This window comes from Actinomadura chokoriensis (assembly GCF_041463665.1).
GTDB classification, from domain to species: Bacteria; Actinomycetota; Actinomycetes; order Streptosporangiales; family Streptosporangiaceae; genus Spirillospora; species Spirillospora chokoriensis_A.
This window is the reverse complement of record NZ_JAXCEJ010000024.1, coordinates 123034-138513: the sequence shown is the minus strand read 5'-3', so window position 1 is coordinate 138513 and position 15480 is coordinate 123034. Positions and strand designations below refer to the sequence as shown.

The window sequence follows — 15480 nt, the reverse complement described above, 5'->3', positions numbered from 1 at the left end:
CCCGGTCCCATCCCGAACCCGGAAGTTAAGCCCTTCAGCGCCGATGGTACTGCATGGGAGACTGTGTGGGAGAGTAGGACACCGCCGGACTCATAGTGCAGGAAGGGCCCCGCCGACACCGGCAGGGCCCTTTCGCATTTCACGGACCGCATTTCACGAACCGCTCCGCATACCGCGAGCCCGGCACCCTCCCCGAATGCGCGCGGACCAGCGGCTACGGTACGGCTTCAAGCGGCAGGTCGCTGCCACGCCAGGTGGCGGCCAGCTCCTGCACCGGCACGTTGAGCGCCTCACCGAGGCAGACGATCGTGCCGAACCCGGGGGAGGGCAGGCGGCCGGTCTCGATCTTGCGCAGGGTTTCCGGCGAGATGCCGGCCGCGTGCGCGACTTCCGCGAGGTCGCGTCCTGCCCGCGCGTGGCGTAGCAGGGCGCCGAGACGCCTGCCGGCTTCGATCTGTTCGCGCGTGAGAGGTTGGCGGACCATCGCCCCAGGATAGGACTGGTATTTCTATACCGTCAAGCGCTAGAGTTCTGGTATAGAAATACCGGAACAACATGTACGTGAGGTATTCGTGATCGAACTGAAGACGCCCGAGGAGATCGAGCACATGCACGTGGCCGGGCGTTTCGTCGCCGAGGTGCTCTCCGAGGTCCGCCGGCTCGCCGCAGTGGGCGTCAACCTTCTGGACCTCGAACACCACGCGCGCTCCATGATCAAGCAACGCGGTGCGGAGTCGTGCTACTGGGACTACTCGCCGTCCTTCGGCAACGGCCCGTTCCGCAACGTCATCTGCCTGTCGGTGAACGACGCCGTCCTGCACGGCCTGCCCCACGACTATGTGCTGCGCGACGGGGACGTCCTCAGTGCGGACATCGCGGTCGGCATCGACGGCTGGGTGGCGGACTCGGCGTGCACGGTCATCGTCGGCACCGCCGCCGAGGAGGACCTGCGGATCGTCCGCGCCACCGAGGTAGCGCTGGAGGCGGCGATCGAGACGGCCCGCCCGGGCAACCGCCTGGGCGACATCTCGGCGGCGATCTGGGAAGTGGCCAGCGATTACGGCTACCGGGTCAACGACGAGTTCGGCGGCCACGGCCTCGGTCGCACCATGCACGAGCCGCCGCACGTGCCGAACAAGGGCCGGGCGGGGCGCGGCCTCGTGCTCCGCCCGGGCCTGACCCTCGCGCTCGAACCCTGGCTCGCCCGTACGACCGACCGGATCGTCTATGACCCTGACGGGTGGACCATCCGGTCGGCCGACGGCTCGCGCACGGCCCACTCCGAGCACACGGTGGCCATCACGGAGGACGGCCCCCTGGTGCTCACCCGGCGTGAATCGGAGCGCGCTGCGACGCAGGTGCATCCGGCAGTTCGTCTGTCCACGAAGGGCGCCTGATACCCCCGTTCGGTGTGTCGGGAGCGTGTCCCGACTGTTCTGGTCACTCCTGTAGGACGGCCCTCAGCGTGATCTTGGTCGGCCTGGCCGTTCGCGCAGGCGGGCTCGCCTGCCACATCGGGGTGATGGCTGACGAGACCGGTTCACGGTTGTTCCGTCAGGGTCTTCGCGTAGTTGGCGAGGGAGCGGTTGTAGCGCGGCAGGTGGCGTGACAGTGCCTGGAGCGCGAGTCCGGTGGCCTCTCGCTCGCGGCCGAGATCGGTGAGCGCGAGGGCCAGGAACGCGGTGACGGCGTCGTCCAGTTCGTCCGAGACGGCGTCGCGTTCCGCGTTCAGCAGGGCCACGCTCTCCTCGGCCTGGCCGAGGTTGCGGAGGGTGCTCGCGAACTGGATCGTGGCCTGGCGGCGGCGATCCCCGTCCAGCCCTGCGGCGAACGCGCGCCTGTAGTGGGCGGCGGCCTTCGCCTCCTCGCCGATCGAGTCGTAGGCCGAAGCCAGTTCGTACTCGGCGACCGGGTCACCGGCCGGGAGTTCGCCGGTCAGCGCCTCGACCTCGGCGAGGAAGCCCGCGGGCTCGTGGTCGTCGAAGGCGGCCCAGAGATCGGCCATCCGCCGTTCCCAATCCCGGCCTGGAGTGATCATGTATCAGAGGATACGGGGAGCGATCCCCCAGGTCGGGCGTGCTCGACCGGCGGCGGGGCTCAGCGTTGCGGGCGCAACGGTTGTGCAACGTGCGATGGGGAAGAATCAGCGCGCTCGACTTTGGTCGGGATCATGGTCGCGCCGGTGCCAACCCACACATCCGCACCGGTGCGGCCACCGGGGTCGGCGCACGCGGAACGCCGGTCCGACGGCATAGCGTGGCCAGGCATGGAACACGAGCGCCTGTGCGACGAGATCGTCACCCAGACCGAGCTGCTGACATCGTCGATCAGAGACGGGGACATGACGGCCCCTGTTCCGTCGTGTCCTGGATGGAATGTCGGCCAGCTGCTGCGGCATCTCGGTGGCGGTCAGCGCTGGGCGGAAGAGATCGTCCGGACGCGGGCGGCGGCGCCCCCGCCCGACGACCACTTCCGCGACCTCTCCGGCTATGCCGACGAGAACGCCGCGGTCGTCGGGCCGTGGCTCAGGGACGGTGCCGGCCGGCTGGCGGCCACCCTTCGCCAGACCGGGCCGGACGCCGATGTCTGGACGCCTGTCCCGGGCAGAACGGCGTCCTTCTACGCGCGCCGGTTCGCGCACGAGACGCTGATCCACCGGGCCGACGCGATGCTGGCCCTCGGCCGGGAGTTCACCGTGGCGGACGACGTCGCCGCCGACGCGCTGGACGAGTGGATGGAGCTCGGCTCGCTGCCCATGATGCTCGACCTCAAGCCCGAGCAACGGGACCTGCTCGGCCCCGGTCGTAGCGTCCACCTGCATGCGACCGACACCCCGGCGGAGTGGCTCGTCGATCTCACCGGCGACGTCATCGCGTGGCGGCGCGTCCACGAGAAGGCCGCCGTCGCCGTGCGAGGGACGCTGACCGAACTGCTGCTGCTCGTCTACCGGCGGCGTCCGGTCGGCGGCCTGGAGGTTTTCGGTGACGCCCAGTTGCTGGACTTCTGGCTGGAGCGGGTCGGTTTCGGCTGAGGACGCCGACGGTCCGCGCCACGGAATTGTCAGCGGAGGCCAATCCGGTCACGGCCGGTTGTCGGGATCGCCGATATCAACGTGAGGCGTGAGGAGTCATAGTCGAGGGGCCCGTGCCGCCCACCCCTGGAGTTCTCGATGAGACTCGCCGCGGCTCCGCCCGTGCTGGCGATCGTCACCGCCGCCGCCCTGGCCGTCGCCGCCCCGGCCCGGGCGGACGACCCGCCCGCCGGGTCGGTGCCACCCGACCGGGACCCGTTCTACTCCGCGCCCGGCGACATCGGCGGCTACGAGCCGGGTCGGGTCGTCGCGAGCCGGAGGATCATTCCGAAGGCCGGGAATTTGGCCGACACCGTCGACGCCTGGCAGATCTCCTACCGCACCAACGACTCGCACGACCGCGCCGAGCTGACGGTCACCACGCTCCTCGTCCCGAAGAAGGCGTGGACCGGAGGCGGAGCCCGTCCCGCCGTGTCGGTGCAGGCGGCGGAGGACTCCACCGGCACGCAGTGCGCCCCGTCCTACGGGATCTCGTCCGGTTCCCTCGTCGCCGCGTCGTCCGTCGTGTCCGCCGCCCCGCTCCTCGACAGGGGCTGGGCCGTCGCCATGCCCGACTTCGAAGGGCCGAAATCGGTGTTCATGGCGGGACCGCAGGCGGGCCACGCCGTCCTCGACGGCATCCGCGCGGTGCGGAACTTCGGCGCCGGCGGGCTCGGAGCTGCCAACGAGTGGGCGCTGAACGGCTACTCCGGCGGCGCCCAGGCCACCGGCTGGGCGGCGGAACTCCAGCCGTCCTACGCGCCGGACGTGGAACTCGCCGGGGTCACCATGGGCGGCACTCCGGCCGACCCCGGCGCCGTGGCCCGTTCCCTGGACGGCGGCCTGTTCTCCGGCTTCGAAGCCGCCGCCACCGTCAGCCTCGACGCCGAGTTCCCCGAGGCGGGCATCCAGAACCTGCTCAACGACGAGGGGCGGCAGGCGATGGCGGACGCGCGCGACAAGTGCGTGACCGATCTCCTCACCGGGTTCCCGTTCCGGAGGCTCGCCGACTACACCACCGTCTCCGACCCGCTGTCGGTGCCGTCGGTGGCGGCGATGCTGAAGAAGAACACGATGGGCTCGACCGCGCCCGCCGCACCGGTCTTCAACTACCACGCCGACACCGACGAGATCGTTCCCGTCGGGCAGGCGGACGCCCTCGTCAAGGCGTGGTGCTCGAGGGGCGCCACGGTGCAGACCGTCCGGGACGCGATCGGCGAACACGCGCTGGAGGCCCTCGTCCGTAACGGCGACGTCCTGACCTTCCTCTCGGACCGCTTCGCCGGCGAGCGGGCCCCCGACACCTGCTGACCCCGCCCACGGCCCGGCCGCCCTTCGCGGGGCGGCCGGGCCGTCGCGTCAGCCGGCCGTGACCAGGCGATAACCGGCATCGAGCGTTCCGGTGCCGAGCAGGTCGGCGTGACGTTCGTGCCAGCGTCCGCTCGACAGGTCCGCGGACAGCCGTTCCATGGCCCGGCCGACGCGATCCCGGTCGAGCTTCGCCAGGGCGGAGACGGCCGCGCGGACGCCGGGGTCCAGATAGGAAGCGGGACGCCGCCAGTAGGCGGCGAGGAAACCGTCGGTGCAGTCGGCCGGTACCGGAACCGGCACGACGTCCACTCGCGCGCCCTGCCGCTCGAACTCCGTGCGGACCACGTCGAGGGAGGCGAGCCGGGACTCGGCGGCGGTGATCTCGGGAAGGTACTCCCGCACCAGCCAGAACCGGGCCGAGATGGCCGGATCCCAGGTCAGGACGATCTGCCGCCCCGAAACCCGGCGCATTTCCGCGAGGCCCGCGGGCGCGTCCCTCCAGTGATGGACGGTGAGGATCGCCATCGCCGCGTCGAAGGACCGGTCGGGGAACGGCAGCGACTCGGCGCGCGCCCGGACGACCGGCGCGGCTCCCGGCGGCCGTTGCGCGATCATCACGCTGGACGGTTCCACGGCCGTGACCCGGCGGCCCCGAGGTTCGTAGGAGCCCGCACCGGCCCCCACGTTGAGCACCGATTCGGCGTTCCCGAGGGCCCGGACGATCTGGCGGGCGATGCGCGCGTCCGGCCGGCGGTGACGGGCATAGCCGATGCCGATCGTCCGGTAGGGGTCGTCGTGGAGGCCCCGGTCGGCGGAGCCGGTCACAGGTGCCCCCGTAGGTCGGACACGTCCACCAGGGGGAGGCCCCAGCGCAGCGCGGCGATCTCCAGGTCGGCGGCCTTCGCCATCGTCCCGTCCGCGTTCATGACCTCGCAGCACACCCCGACGGGAGGCAGCCCCGCAGCCTCGCACAGCGCGACCGTGGCCTCGGTGTGCCCGGCGCGTTCGGCGAGGCCGCCCGGCCGCGCCGACAGCGGGAAGACGTGCCCGGGGCGCAGGAAGTCGTCGGGGCGGGCATCCGGATCGGCCAGCCGGCGGACGGTCGCGGCGCGCTCGGCGGCCGACACGCCGGTGCCGGTGCCCGCCGCCAGGTCCACGGGGATATGCGGCCGGGTGCCGTGCCGGTCGCCCGGTCCGGGCACCGGCTCGATCTCCAGCCTGTCGAGGATCTCCGGAGCGCACGGCACCGTCGGATGGCCGCACACCTGGGTGAGCAGGAACGTGAACGCCTCGGGCCGCAGCCGCGCCCCGGCGAAGACCACGTCGCCCTCGGCCTCCCGGTCCGGGTCCCAGACGACGACGGCGCCGCCCGCCGCGATCTGCGCCACCGCCTGCTGCACGCCCCGCCCGCCGCAGACCCGTCCGGCCCAGGCGAGCGCGGCGACCACGCCGGTCACCGCCCGCCCGGCGCCGTCCGTCCAGCGTCGCGCCAGCCGGGTGACCAGGTCGGATTCGAGGTTCACCCGGTCGCCGGACGACAGGTGCGCCAGGGTGGTGGTCTCCAGGGTCAGCGGGACCAGCGCCACGGCGAACCGGTCGCGGGCCACCTCGGCGACGGTGAGACTGACGCCGTCGACCGCGACCTGGCCCTTCGCGACGATCAGCGAGAGGAAACGCTCGGGCGGCTTGATCCACACCCGCCGCATGGCCCCCTCGCCGTCGACCCGCACGACCTTTCCCACGGCGTCCACGTCGCCCTGGACGAGATGCCCGCGGATGGGGTCGCCGAGGACCAGCGGGCCCTCTACGTTGACCGGCGCGCCCTGCCTGATCCGGTCGAGCGTCGACCGGCGCAGGGTCTCTCCGGAAAGCCGCGCCACCAGCGCGTCCCCGCCGGAGGCCACGGTGAGCCCCACTCCGTTCACGCAGATCGAGCCGGGTTCGGCGCCGACCCCGGGGGCCTTGACCGTGATGCTGTCCTGATCGACGGCCACGACCTCGCCGATCTCGCGGATGTGTCCTGTGAACATGGCAGGGACCACCTCTTGACGGCGGGAGGGCGAGCCTCACCGCGGCGGAAGTCAGGGGCCGGACAGGCCCGAGAGGTGGCGGGGTCTCACCGCGTGGCCCCGGGATCGCACCGGATCGTCCCGCCGTCGGCGGGACCGGCGGGCTGTCACCGCCGCACCTTGGAATCGCACCAGTCGTAGGGTATACCGGGCGCTTTTTTCAGATCAATGATCTGAAATGCGATACGGTGCCGGAGTGGGCCGACGGAAGACGCGCACCGAGGCGCTGCGCGGAGAGCTCCTCCAGGTCGCGGCGGGGCTGCTGGCGGAGGGCGGGAGCGGCGCGGTGACGACCCGCGCGGTCGCCGCCGGCGCCGGGACGTCGCTCGCGGCGGTCAACGAGCTGTTCGGCGGCAAGGCCGGTCTCGCCCGCGCGCTCTTCACCGAGGGCTTCGCCGAACTCGCGCGGGAGCTGCGGGCGCTGGAGACGACGGGGGATCCCGAGGCGGACGTCCTCGAACTGGCGCTGGCCGTCCGCTCGTTCGCCGCCGAGCAGGGCCACCTGTACGAGGTCATGTTCTCCCGTCCGTTCGCCGAGTTCCGCCCCGACGCACGGGACGCCCGCGCGGCGGACGAGATCTACGGGATCGTCGTCGGCCGCCTCGCCGAGTTACTCGGCCCGGCCCGCCCTCCGGGCACGGCGAAGGACGCCGCCATCGGGCTGGTCGCCACCATGCGGGGGCTGGTGGCCCTCGAATCGTCCGGGCTGCTCGGCAGCGGCCCGGAGTCGGCCGACCGCCGCTTCCGGTTCGTCCTGACCGCCGCGCTGCGCGGCCTGGTCGCCGCGTCGGCGACCGAACGATGACGCGTCCCGAACCCGCCCTGGAGGCGACATGGCCGACGAACACCCGCAGTTCGTACCGTGGCACCGTCCCAGCCCGCTGCTCACCGCCATCGGCGGCTTCTTCCGGCACGGAACCGACCCCTTGAAGGCGGGCTTCACCGTCGACGGTCCCAAGACGAACGCGCGAGGGTTCCTGCACGGCGGCGTGATCGCGGCCATCGGCGACGTCGCCATCGGGCATGCCCTCGCCGTGCGAACCGACCCGCCCACGGGTTACGTCACGGTCAACCTCTCCTGCGACCTCCTGGGCACGGCGCGCGAGGGGGAATGGGTCGACATCGCCGTCACACCGACTCGCGCGGGACGGAGGCTCGCCGCGGGCACCGCGACGTTCACGACCTCCCGCGTCGTCGCCTCCGTCACCGCGCTTTTCATGCCGTCCGACCCGGCGGGCTGATCAAGGGGCCGGTTCCAACATCGCACGACCGTCGGGGGACGGTTGCCCCGGTCGAAATCTCGCCAGGTGATCAAGTGTCGGCGGCCCGAAACGAAGCGTGTTCGATACTGCTCGAAGCCGCCGGAAGCGAGTGTTACGCCTGTTCGTCCGGGATGGCGGCGGTGGCGGCGTCGGCGAGGCAGAAGGGGTGGCCCGCGGGGTCGAAGAACACGCGGAATCGCCGGCCTCCGGGCTGGTGTTCCGCGAGTTCGGCGCCGGCGTTCAAGACGCGCTGCTCGGCTGCGTCCAGGTCGTCGACGCTGAAATCGAGGTGGAGCCGCTGCGGTGCGCCCGGGTCGGGCCAGCGTGGGGGCCGCGGATTGGCGACGCGTTGGAAATCGAGACGGACGTTGCCCTCGATCGTCAGGGCCGCGAAGGTTTCATTGGTGGAGTAGAGATCGCCGCCGAGGAACTGCTGGTAGAAGCGGGCCAGCCCGGCGGGATCAGGGCAGTCGATGGTCACGGCGAACAGCATCATGGGAGCTCCTCCAAAGCGGTCCGGCCAATCGAAGGATGATAATCGGGGAGCGAGGACTCCACTGCCTGGTGCGAGTTCGTGAGAACGAACACAAGCCACAAGGCGAGGTCTGGGACGGGCCGGTCGCCGATCGCGCCGTCCGGCTACCGGTAGCCCCGCTTGAGCAGGTATTTGGCTCCGGCCTCAAAACCCTCGGGGCTGAGCAGTTCGAATCCGAAGGCGTCGGCGAGCCGATCGGTGGTGTTGAAGGCGGCGCAGACCGCCAGCGCGTCCTGGACCTGCCGGGGTGAGACACCGGTGGCCAGTACTCGCCGCATGTCCTCGGCGCCGACCTTTCCCTCCCGGGTCAGCCGCAGAACGCCGACTCGTTCACCTTGGACACGTAAGCCGCCATCAACTCCCGGTCGCCCACCGACCAGGCGGACGGCCCGCGCATCGCCTCGTGGGTGAACTCCTTGGCCAGGGCACCGTAGAAATCGGGCCGGTAGAAGACCAGCTTGGCGGCGTCCGGGGCCGGGTGCCCTGAGCACAGCCGGATGAGCGCGAACAGCACCTTGGGTCCGGGGCCGTAACCGTGGTTGAGAATGTCAAGCCGCATGATCCGGCCTCCCCGTTCCGGTCGCCTCGGCCAGGGCCGCCAGTCCGGCTTCATACAGCCGGGCGGACTGACCGACCGCGGCGCACACCACCAACTCGAACAGCTGGTCCTCGGTGCAGCCCGACGCCGTCACCGCAGCCAGGTCCGCAACGGTGACCTGCGCGGGTCTGTTGGCGATCTTGTCGATCAGCGCGTCCAACGGCGGGGCGAGGCCATCGTTGACGAAGGCGCGCGCTCGCTGCTCCGCAGATGCCCTGCCCTCTCCGTTCAGCACGCGATCGACCAGGGCGCGGTGCGCTGCTCGCTTCTTTCCCTCATCCGGCACGGCGCCCTCCGGCTCCTTTGCAACGACTATCTGCCCTCCTACCCAAGACGATCGGCGCGTCCCCGGACACGACACGCGGCCGAAGAAGAGCAGAGCAGATGTACCCGCAGGCCAGGACCGGCCCCGGCGTTGCCGGGGCCGGTGGCCGCGACCTGGGCCGCCCGCCCGTAGCGGGCAGCCGGGACTGCGAGCAGCGCCACAAGGACCGAACCGGCGAGCCCGGTCTTTCAGGGCCGAGTGGTAGGCGTCAACAAGTCACCCAGTAGCCGGGATCGGTCTCCTTGATGGTGCTGGTGGTGAAGGTGTTCCACAGCCCCAGGTTCTGGTTGGAGCCGTTGGCGTAGGTGTAACCCGAGGACTGGTGCGCTCTCCCCGCGGTGGTGTGCGCATAGTTGGACGCCGTCACGCACGTGGGCGTCTGCGTGGGAGTCGCGGTCGGGGACGGGGTTGTGGTCGAGGTCGGAGTCGTGGTCGGCGATGTGGTGCCGTCATCGCTGATGGCCTTGACCATGTTGACGACGGCCGCCATCTGCGGGCCGGTCTTGAGCGGGTACTGGGCGGACTGGTAGCCCCACCAGTCCCAGCAGCCGCGAGGGTTGCTCGATCCCGACGCGGTGGCCTGCGGGTACAGGACGATCATGGCGTTGGTGTCGGCGTACTCGTTGAGATAGGCCTTGTCCATGAACGTGTTGCCGATGTTGCCGTAGTACTGGTAGCAGCCGTGCAGCGCGACCATCAGCTTGCAGGACGACTGCTCGCAGGTCTGCGGGACGTAGGCGAACCCTTCGTCGCCCATGCTGATGGCTGCGGCGTTCCCGCCGGGGACGTAGGCGTTCTGGTCGAACTGGATGAGTTGGCCGGTCAGGGACGTGGCCGCGGGCTGCACCGTGTCGTACAGATGGGTCAGCATGTCTTTGACGGAGTCGCCGCCGCAGTCGTTGATCCACGGCGACTGGGTGACAGAGCAGGAACCGGGGCCGATCGGGCTGATCCAGGCGTGCCCGGCGGCGGAGCCGCTGTCGTACACGACGTCGGCGCCGAGGTCGCGGTAGTAGGTGGCCAGGTCGTCGTTGACCGCCTGGGCGACGGTCGTGTCGGACGTGCCGTGGTACAGCCACACCGGGTCGCCCGACAGATTCGCGACCGGGTCGAGGCTGCCGGCCGATGCGCGGTCGCGGGTCAGCTGTTCGAGCTGGGCGGGGGTCTTGCGGGGCAGATAGGTCGCCATGCAGGCGTTGAGCGCGGTGCTGAGGCTGTTCTGCGCGCAGTCGTAGGCGCCTGCGGAGAAGATCCCGGCCCCCTGGAACAGGGACGAGTAGGCGACGTGGAGCTGGTTGGCCATGAATCCGCCGGACGACACCCCGCTGACGTGGGTGGCGCTGATGTCGTACTTGGCGAGCGTGGCCCGGGTCGGCGGCGGGACGGCGGCGTGGACGATGGACAGGGAGGTCGTTGCCAGGGCTGCGGCCGCGACGGCGGCCCAGATTCCCTGTCTGATCCTCAGGCGCATGTGGACTCCTGGGACGGGGTGGTTACCGTCATCGTCGGAGTCGCCTGTGCCGTCCACCAGATCGCGGGATAACACAATCACGTAGATCAACATGGCGGGGAAAGCCACGGCCGGAGCTGATGCTCCACGGCCCCGCCGCGACAACCTGCGGTGCCGTTGCAGGTCAGGGAATCGCGTCTCGCTTGATCCGGGTGAGGAAAGTGGACCAGTCCGCGGGGGTGAACTGGAGGACGGGCCCGTCCGGGTCCTTGGAGTCGCGGGCGGCGATGGTGGAGACACCCGACATGGCGACCTCGACGCACATGCTGTCTTCTTCGCTCGTGCTGTGGCTGCTCCTGCGCCACTGAAGCGGACCGGATTCAGGTTTTGTCATGTGACCCCTCGCCGCGGCTTCGCAGGTCGGAGAGCAGCTGCTCGATCAATGCCAGGGAATCGCTCTTTGACAGGGCGGCCGAGCGGAGGCTCTCGAAGACCAAGGTATACCGCCGGATGGATTCATCGTCGTCTCGGTAGGCCGCGCCGCCGGTGCTGTCGACGTGAACCACATCGCGGCCAAGGTTGTGGATGCCCAGAAGCGTGAAACTTCCCGAACCTTGGTGTGCGCCTGCGCTGAAGGGCAGGATGCGGAGTTGGACGTGTTCCATGTGTCGGGTGTCCATCAAGTGCTGGAGCTGCTCCAGCATGAGCATCGGACCACCTACTTGCTGTCGGATGGCTCCCTCGGTGAGGACCATGTCGTAGACGACGGGGTCTGGGCGCGTGAGCACCTGGCGGCGTTTCATCCTGATGTTCGTGAGCTGCCTGAGTTTGTGCTCGGACAGTTCCACACCTGAACTTGAGTACAGGGCGTATGCGTAGGCGGGTGTCTGCAGCAAGCCCGGTATGAACAGGGTCTCGAAGGCCCGGATCGAGGTTGCCTCATTCTCGAGCTCAAGGAATTGGGGCAGGCTGGAGAGCCCCTTGTAGCGCTTCCACCACGAATTTCGGTCGGAGCAGCGGGTGAGGGCGAGGAGGGCTTCGCGGCGAGCGGGTTCCGTTATGCCGTAGGCATCCAAAATGGGCGGTAGATCGCGTTCAGGGAGTTTGACCTGGCCTTTCTCGATGCGGCTGATGGAGGAGACGGAGCGTCTCAGGAGCTTGTGCGCCTTCTGCAAGGTGAGGTTCTGTTCGAGTCGGATATGGCGTAGTTCGAGCCCAAGCCGCACGGTTCGCACGTCCGGTCTCGGTTCATCAGGCATTGCCGCTCTCCCTCCGTGGCCGTCTGATTCCATTGTGTATTAGCTGGCAGATCGGAGGAAGTAAAAGCCAAGATCAGAGAATTCCCGGCGGAGGAATTCTCGTTGTCCGGTGATCTGGGGATGTGTCCGGGGCTCGCTGCCCATGCTGGCGCTGGTCGCGTTGCGGAGTGTGGCGCGGTGAATCCAGGAAGTGTCGGACATGGGAGGGCAGATGGGGGCCAGGGTTGTGCTCGGTGCGCTGACGGTGGATCGGGACGCGTCGTCCGTGGCGTTGCTGCGGAGGTATGTGGACGGCGCCCTCGAACTGGAGGGCATCGACGCGGAGGACGTCCAGTTGATCACCAGTGAGCTGGGGACGAACGCCGTCACGCACGGGGCGGGGGAGCGGATGATGCTCCTCCTGACCGGGGACGGGGAGCGGGTCCGGGTGGAGGTCACCGATGGCGGGGGCGGGGACCCGGGGCTGCGGGAGCCCGGGTTCGACGACGAGGGCGGGCGCGGGCTGCTGATCGTTTCGGCGGTGGCGGAGCGGTGGGGCGTGGAGCGCGGGGAGGCGGAGACCCGCGTCTGGGCGGAGGTCTGCGGCAAGGCGCGGGACGTGCCCGGTTTGCCGTGAATCCGGTGGGCGGCCGGTGCCGACGCCGTAGGCTGCTCTGGTGACTGAGAAGCTTTGGCAGATCGAGCCGTCGGGGCCGCTTCGCGGGGACGTCACCGTGCGGGGCGCGAAGAACGCGGTCAGCAAGCACATGGTCGCGGCGATGCTGGGGGACGGGCCGAGCACGATCGGCAACGCGCCGGACGTCGGCGAGGTCGGCATCACGGCCGGCATGCTGGAGCATGTCGGGACGACCGTGGAGCGGTCCGGCGGGGACGTGACGGTCGTGCCGGGGCCGGTGTCGGACCCGAGCGTCGGCAAGGCGTTCACCGGGCTGAACCGCATTCCCATCCTGATGCTGGGGCCGCTGCTGCACCTGGCGGGCGAGGCGTTCGTGCCGATGGTCGGCGGCGACCCGATCGGCAGGCGGCCGGTCGACTTCCACGTGGAGGCGCTGAGGGCGTTCGGGGCCGAGATGACCTACGCGGCCGACGGCATCCACGCGCGGGCGTCGCGGTTGGTGGGTGCGCGCATCGAACTGCCGTATCCGAGCGTCGGCGCGACCGAGACCGTCCTGCTGGCCGCGGTCCGGGCCGAGGGGAAGACCGTCATCCGGAACGCGGCGACCGAGCCGGAGATCATCGAGCTGGCGCTGTTCCTGCAGCGCATGGGGGCGCGGATCTCGTTCGCCCCCGACCGGCGGATCGTGGTGGAGGGCGTCGAGCGGCTGAGCGGCGCGCAGACGCGGCTGGACGGCGACCGGATCGAGGCGTTCTCCTACTTGGTGGCGGGGCTCGTCACCGGGGGAGAGGTGCGGGTCCACGGGTGCCCGCAGGACCGGCTCGTCACCGCCATCACGACGCTGGCCAGGATGGGCGCCGAGTTCGAGATCACCGACGACTGGATCATGGCGTCGGCGCCGGACGGGCTGCGTCCCGCCGCGGTGCAGACCGACACCCATCCGGGGTTCGCGACGGACTGGCAGACGCCCCTCATGGTGCTGTTCACACAAGCCGAGGGCATGTCGGTGCTGCACGAGACCGTGTACGAGAACCGGCTCGCGTACGTCCCGGCGCTGCAGAGCATGGGCGCGGAGATCGAGGTCTACGACACGTGCCTGGGCGGACCGGCCTGCCGGTACCACGACACGGCGGCGCTGCACTCGGCGGTCGTGCGGGGCGTCACCAAGCTCCGGGGCGGGGACGTGACCATGCCCGACATCCGGGCCGGGTTCTCGGCGGTCCTGGCGGCGGCGGTCGCGGAAGGTCCGTCCACGCTGCGGGGCGTCCACCACATCGAGCGCGGCTACCACCGTCCGGTCGAGCAGTTCCGGGCGCTGGGCCTCGCGCTGCGGGCGGGCTAGGGGCTAGGCGGCGTCCGGGGCCGTCTCCGGCCAGGTGAAGATGAGCGCGCCGCCGACGGGGAGGTCGTGCCAGAGCGGCGCGATCTCGTCCAGGCGGTCCAGGATGCGGCCGACCGTGGCGGCGTCCTCGGGCGGGATCCGCTTGCGGCGGGCCCACGCGGGCCTCTCGGCGCCGGCCCGGCGCCGCCAGGCGATGTCGCACAGGCCCGCGAAGTACTCGGACCTGGCCATGTCGCCGCGGTCGGCCTTGCCCAGGGACGCCTCGCGCTTCTTCATGCGGCGCTGCGCCCGTGCCCGCTGTCGCCGGTCGCCGGACGTCTCGACCGTTTCGGTGAAGCCTCCGCCGCCCGCGGCCGCGCGCCCGAAGACGCCGGACGCGAGGCCCAGTTCCGCCTCGGCCAGGTAGTGGACGAGGTCGTGCGGAATGTGCTCGTCGTATCCGGGTGCGGGATCCATCCGGCGCGGATGCCGCCCGGCCAGGCTGATGACGGTCGCGTACCGGCTGTCGCCCGTCCGTTCGAAACTCACGCGCATGCGGGCCAGGTTAGGCCGCGCCCCCGGCCGCCCGCATCCGCATTTCCGGCGCAGGCCGGCCTCGACGGGGTCGCCCGGGACGTGGTTCTTACTCTGCGATGGCCGAAACCTACAAGACGGGTGCGCGGGCGGCGGCCAGGCTGGAGTCATGAACCTGACCAAGGCATCCGACTTCATGGCCATGCACGCGCGCCCGCTCGACCGGCGGCGCTTCGAACTGCTGACCGGCGAGGGCGACCGCGACGCGCTGCTCGCCGCCCTCAACGCCTACCGGAACCCCGACGGCGGTTACGGCAACGGCCTCGAGCCCGACCTGCGGTCCCGGACGGGCCAGCCGGGCCCCGCGCTGCACGCGTTCGAGGTCTTCGAGGAGCTGGCCCCCGTCACGGTCCCGGAGGCGGCCGCGCTCTGCGACTGGCTGGAGTCGGTGACGCTGCCGGACGGCGGCCTGCCGTTCGGTCTGCACGTCCCCGATCCCGCCGGGTGCGCGCCCTTCTGGACCGGCGCCGACCCGGAGGCGTCGTCGCTCCAGATCACGGCGGTCGTGGCGGCGACGGCGCAGCGCGTCGCCGTCCACGACAAGGCGGTCGCCGAGCATCCCTGGCTCGACCGTGCGACCCGCTACTGCCTCGACGCCATGCGGTCGAAGGCCGAACTGCACGCTTTGGAGCTGGCGTTCGCGCTGTGGCTGGCCGACGCCGTCCACGACACCGAGGCCATCGCGCTGCTGGGCGAGCACATCCCGGAGAACGGCCTCGTCCACGTCCAGGGCGGGCTGGAGGACGAGATGATGCGGCCGCTCGACTTCGCGCCCTACCCGGACCGTCCCGTCCGGGCGCTGTTCGACGACGAGGTCGTGGCCGCCGAGTTGCGGCGCCTGGACGGCGAGCAGCAGGACGACGGCGGATGGCGCGTCGACTTCGCCTCCTACTCGCCCGCCGCCGAACTGGAATGGCGCGGCTACGCGACCGTCAAGGCCGTCTCCATCCTGACGCGCGCCGCAGGACGCTAGCCGCCCGGCGCGGGACGCCGCCCGCCCCGGCGAAACCGGGGCCGGGGAGCGCCGAGCCGTTCCAGGGCGTCGCGGCGGGTGCGTGGGATCCTTGAGT

20 protein-coding genes and 1 rRNA gene are annotated in these 15480 nt (G+C 70.6%); 9 read left to right on the top strand and 12 right to left on the bottom strand.

Features of this window, described 5'->3' with window-relative positions:
- Positions 1-90: ribosomal RNA gene (gene rrf, locus SM418_RS30365) — 5S ribosomal RNA — on the top strand; the annotation flags it as partial.
- Between the two features lie 124 nt (positions 91-214).
- On the opposite strand, the gene SM418_RS30360 is transcribed toward rrf, so the two are convergent.
- On the bottom strand, positions 215-484 hold the full coding sequence (locus tag SM418_RS30360; protein ID WP_371944475.1) for a helix-turn-helix domain-containing protein: 270 nt from the start codon (positions 482-484) through the stop codon (positions 215-217).
- Positions 485-572: 88 nt separating this feature from the next.
- On the opposite strand from SM418_RS30360, the gene map reads away from it, so the two are divergent.
- Positions 573-1397 carry a type I methionyl aminopeptidase gene (map, locus tag SM418_RS30355; RefSeq protein ID WP_371944474.1) on the top strand — a complete coding sequence of 275 codons (825 nt, stop codon included), beginning with the start codon at positions 573-575 and terminating at the stop codon, positions 1395-1397.
- Between the two features lie 143 nt (positions 1398-1540).
- Here map and SM418_RS30350 read toward each other — a convergent pair whose 3' ends face one another.
- Positions 1541-2038 carry a tetratricopeptide repeat protein gene (locus SM418_RS30350; RefSeq protein WP_371944473.1) on the bottom strand — a complete coding sequence of 166 codons (498 nt, stop codon included), beginning with the start codon at positions 2036-2038 and terminating at the stop codon, positions 1541-1543.
- A gap of 228 nt (positions 2039-2266) precedes the next feature.
- On the opposite strand from SM418_RS30350, the gene SM418_RS30345 reads away from it, so the two are divergent.
- Positions 2267-3031: a maleylpyruvate isomerase family mycothiol-dependent enzyme gene (locus SM418_RS30345; protein WP_371944472.1), complete on the top strand. Its 765-nt coding sequence runs from the start codon at positions 2267-2269 to the stop codon at positions 3029-3031.
- 138 nt (positions 3032-3169) lie between these two features.
- Positions 3170-4381: a lipase family protein gene (locus SM418_RS30340; RefSeq protein WP_371944471.1), complete on the top strand. Its 1212-nt coding sequence runs from the start codon at positions 3170-3172 to the stop codon at positions 4379-4381.
- Positions 4382-4429: 48 nt separating this feature from the next.
- On the opposite strand, the gene SM418_RS30335 is transcribed toward SM418_RS30340, so the two are convergent.
- Together SM418_RS30335 and SM418_RS30330 are read right to left on the bottom strand one after the other, a co-directional pair.
- Positions 4430-5206, bottom strand: coding sequence for a class I SAM-dependent methyltransferase (locus SM418_RS30335; protein ID WP_371944470.1), 777 nt, complete (start codon positions 5204-5206; stop codon positions 4430-4432).
- Positions 5203-6411 (bottom strand): riboflavin synthase, encoded by a 1209-nt coding sequence (locus SM418_RS30330; RefSeq protein ID WP_371944469.1) that lies wholly within the window; start codon positions 6409-6411, stop codon positions 5203-5205. Before SM418_RS30330 ends, SM418_RS30335 begins: the two co-directional genes overlap by 4 nt.
- 235 nt (positions 6412-6646) lie before the next feature.
- Between SM418_RS30330 and SM418_RS30325 the strand changes: the two genes are divergently transcribed.
- Both SM418_RS30325 and SM418_RS30320 read left to right on the top strand, forming a co-directional pair.
- On the top strand, positions 6647-7255 hold the full coding sequence (locus SM418_RS30325) for a TetR/AcrR family transcriptional regulator (RefSeq protein WP_371944468.1): 609 nt from the start codon (positions 6647-6649) through the stop codon (positions 7253-7255).
- A 28-nt stretch (positions 7256-7283) separates the two neighbouring features.
- Positions 7284-7691: a PaaI family thioesterase gene (locus SM418_RS30320; RefSeq protein WP_371944467.1), complete on the top strand. Its 408-nt coding sequence runs from the start codon at positions 7284-7286 to the stop codon at positions 7689-7691.
- A gap of 133 nt (positions 7692-7824) precedes the next feature.
- Here SM418_RS30320 and SM418_RS30315 read toward each other — a convergent pair whose 3' ends face one another.
- From SM418_RS30315 to SM418_RS30285, 7 genes are all read right to left on the bottom strand, one after another.
- Positions 7825-8208: a VOC family protein gene (locus SM418_RS30315; protein ID WP_371944466.1), complete on the bottom strand. Its 384-nt coding sequence runs from the start codon at positions 8206-8208 to the stop codon at positions 7825-7827.
- Between the two features lie 143 nt (positions 8209-8351).
- Positions 8352-8525 (bottom strand): hypothetical protein, encoded by a 174-nt coding sequence (locus SM418_RS30310; RefSeq protein WP_371944465.1) that lies wholly within the window; start codon positions 8523-8525, stop codon positions 8352-8354.
- Positions 8526-8554: 29 nt separating this feature from the next.
- The gene (locus SM418_RS30305) at positions 8555-8806 is read right to left on the bottom strand and encodes a carboxymuconolactone decarboxylase family protein (RefSeq protein WP_371944464.1); all 252 of its coding nucleotides are present in this window, start codon (positions 8804-8806) and stop codon (positions 8555-8557) included.
- Complete coding sequence (locus tag SM418_RS30300) at positions 8796-9131, bottom strand: hypothetical protein (protein WP_371944463.1); 336 nt, start codon at positions 9129-9131, stop codon at positions 8796-8798. Before SM418_RS30300 ends, SM418_RS30305 begins: the two co-directional genes overlap by 11 nt.
- A gap of 247 nt (positions 9132-9378) precedes the next feature.
- The gene (locus SM418_RS30295) at positions 9379-10641 is read right to left on the bottom strand and encodes an extracellular catalytic domain type 2 short-chain-length polyhydroxyalkanoate depolymerase (RefSeq protein ID WP_371944462.1); all 1263 of its coding nucleotides are present in this window, start codon (positions 10639-10641) and stop codon (positions 9379-9381) included.
- Between the two features lie 163 nt (positions 10642-10804).
- Positions 10805-11014: a DUF397 domain-containing protein gene (locus SM418_RS30290; protein ID WP_371944461.1), complete on the bottom strand. Its 210-nt coding sequence runs from the start codon at positions 11012-11014 to the stop codon at positions 10805-10807.
- Positions 11001-11879, bottom strand: coding sequence for a helix-turn-helix domain-containing protein (locus tag SM418_RS30285; RefSeq protein ID WP_371944460.1), 879 nt, complete (start codon positions 11877-11879; stop codon positions 11001-11003). Before SM418_RS30285 ends, SM418_RS30290 begins: the two co-directional genes overlap by 14 nt.
- Positions 11880-12090: 211 nt before the next feature.
- On the opposite strand from SM418_RS30285, the gene SM418_RS30280 reads away from it, so the two are divergent.
- Both SM418_RS30280 and murA read left to right on the top strand, forming a co-directional pair.
- Positions 12091-12495 carry an ATP-binding protein gene (locus tag SM418_RS30280; protein ID WP_371944459.1) on the top strand — a complete coding sequence of 135 codons (405 nt, stop codon included), beginning with the start codon at positions 12091-12093 and terminating at the stop codon, positions 12493-12495.
- Between the two features lie 40 nt (positions 12496-12535).
- Positions 12536-13837 (top strand): UDP-N-acetylglucosamine 1-carboxyvinyltransferase, encoded by a 1302-nt coding sequence (gene murA, locus SM418_RS30275; RefSeq protein WP_371944458.1) that lies wholly within the window; start codon positions 12536-12538, stop codon positions 13835-13837.
- Between the two features lie 3 nt (positions 13838-13840).
- Here the strand turns inward: murA and SM418_RS30270 are convergent, their stop codons facing one another.
- Positions 13841-14371 carry a hypothetical protein gene (locus SM418_RS30270; RefSeq protein ID WP_371944457.1) on the bottom strand — a complete coding sequence of 177 codons (531 nt, stop codon included), beginning with the start codon at positions 14369-14371 and terminating at the stop codon, positions 13841-13843.
- A gap of 148 nt (positions 14372-14519) precedes the next feature.
- Between SM418_RS30270 and SM418_RS30265 the strand changes: the two genes are divergently transcribed.
- Positions 14520-15383 (top strand): hypothetical protein, encoded by an 864-nt coding sequence (locus SM418_RS30265; RefSeq protein ID WP_371944456.1) that lies wholly within the window; start codon positions 14520-14522, stop codon positions 15381-15383.
- Positions 15384-15480: the final 97 nt, after the last annotated feature.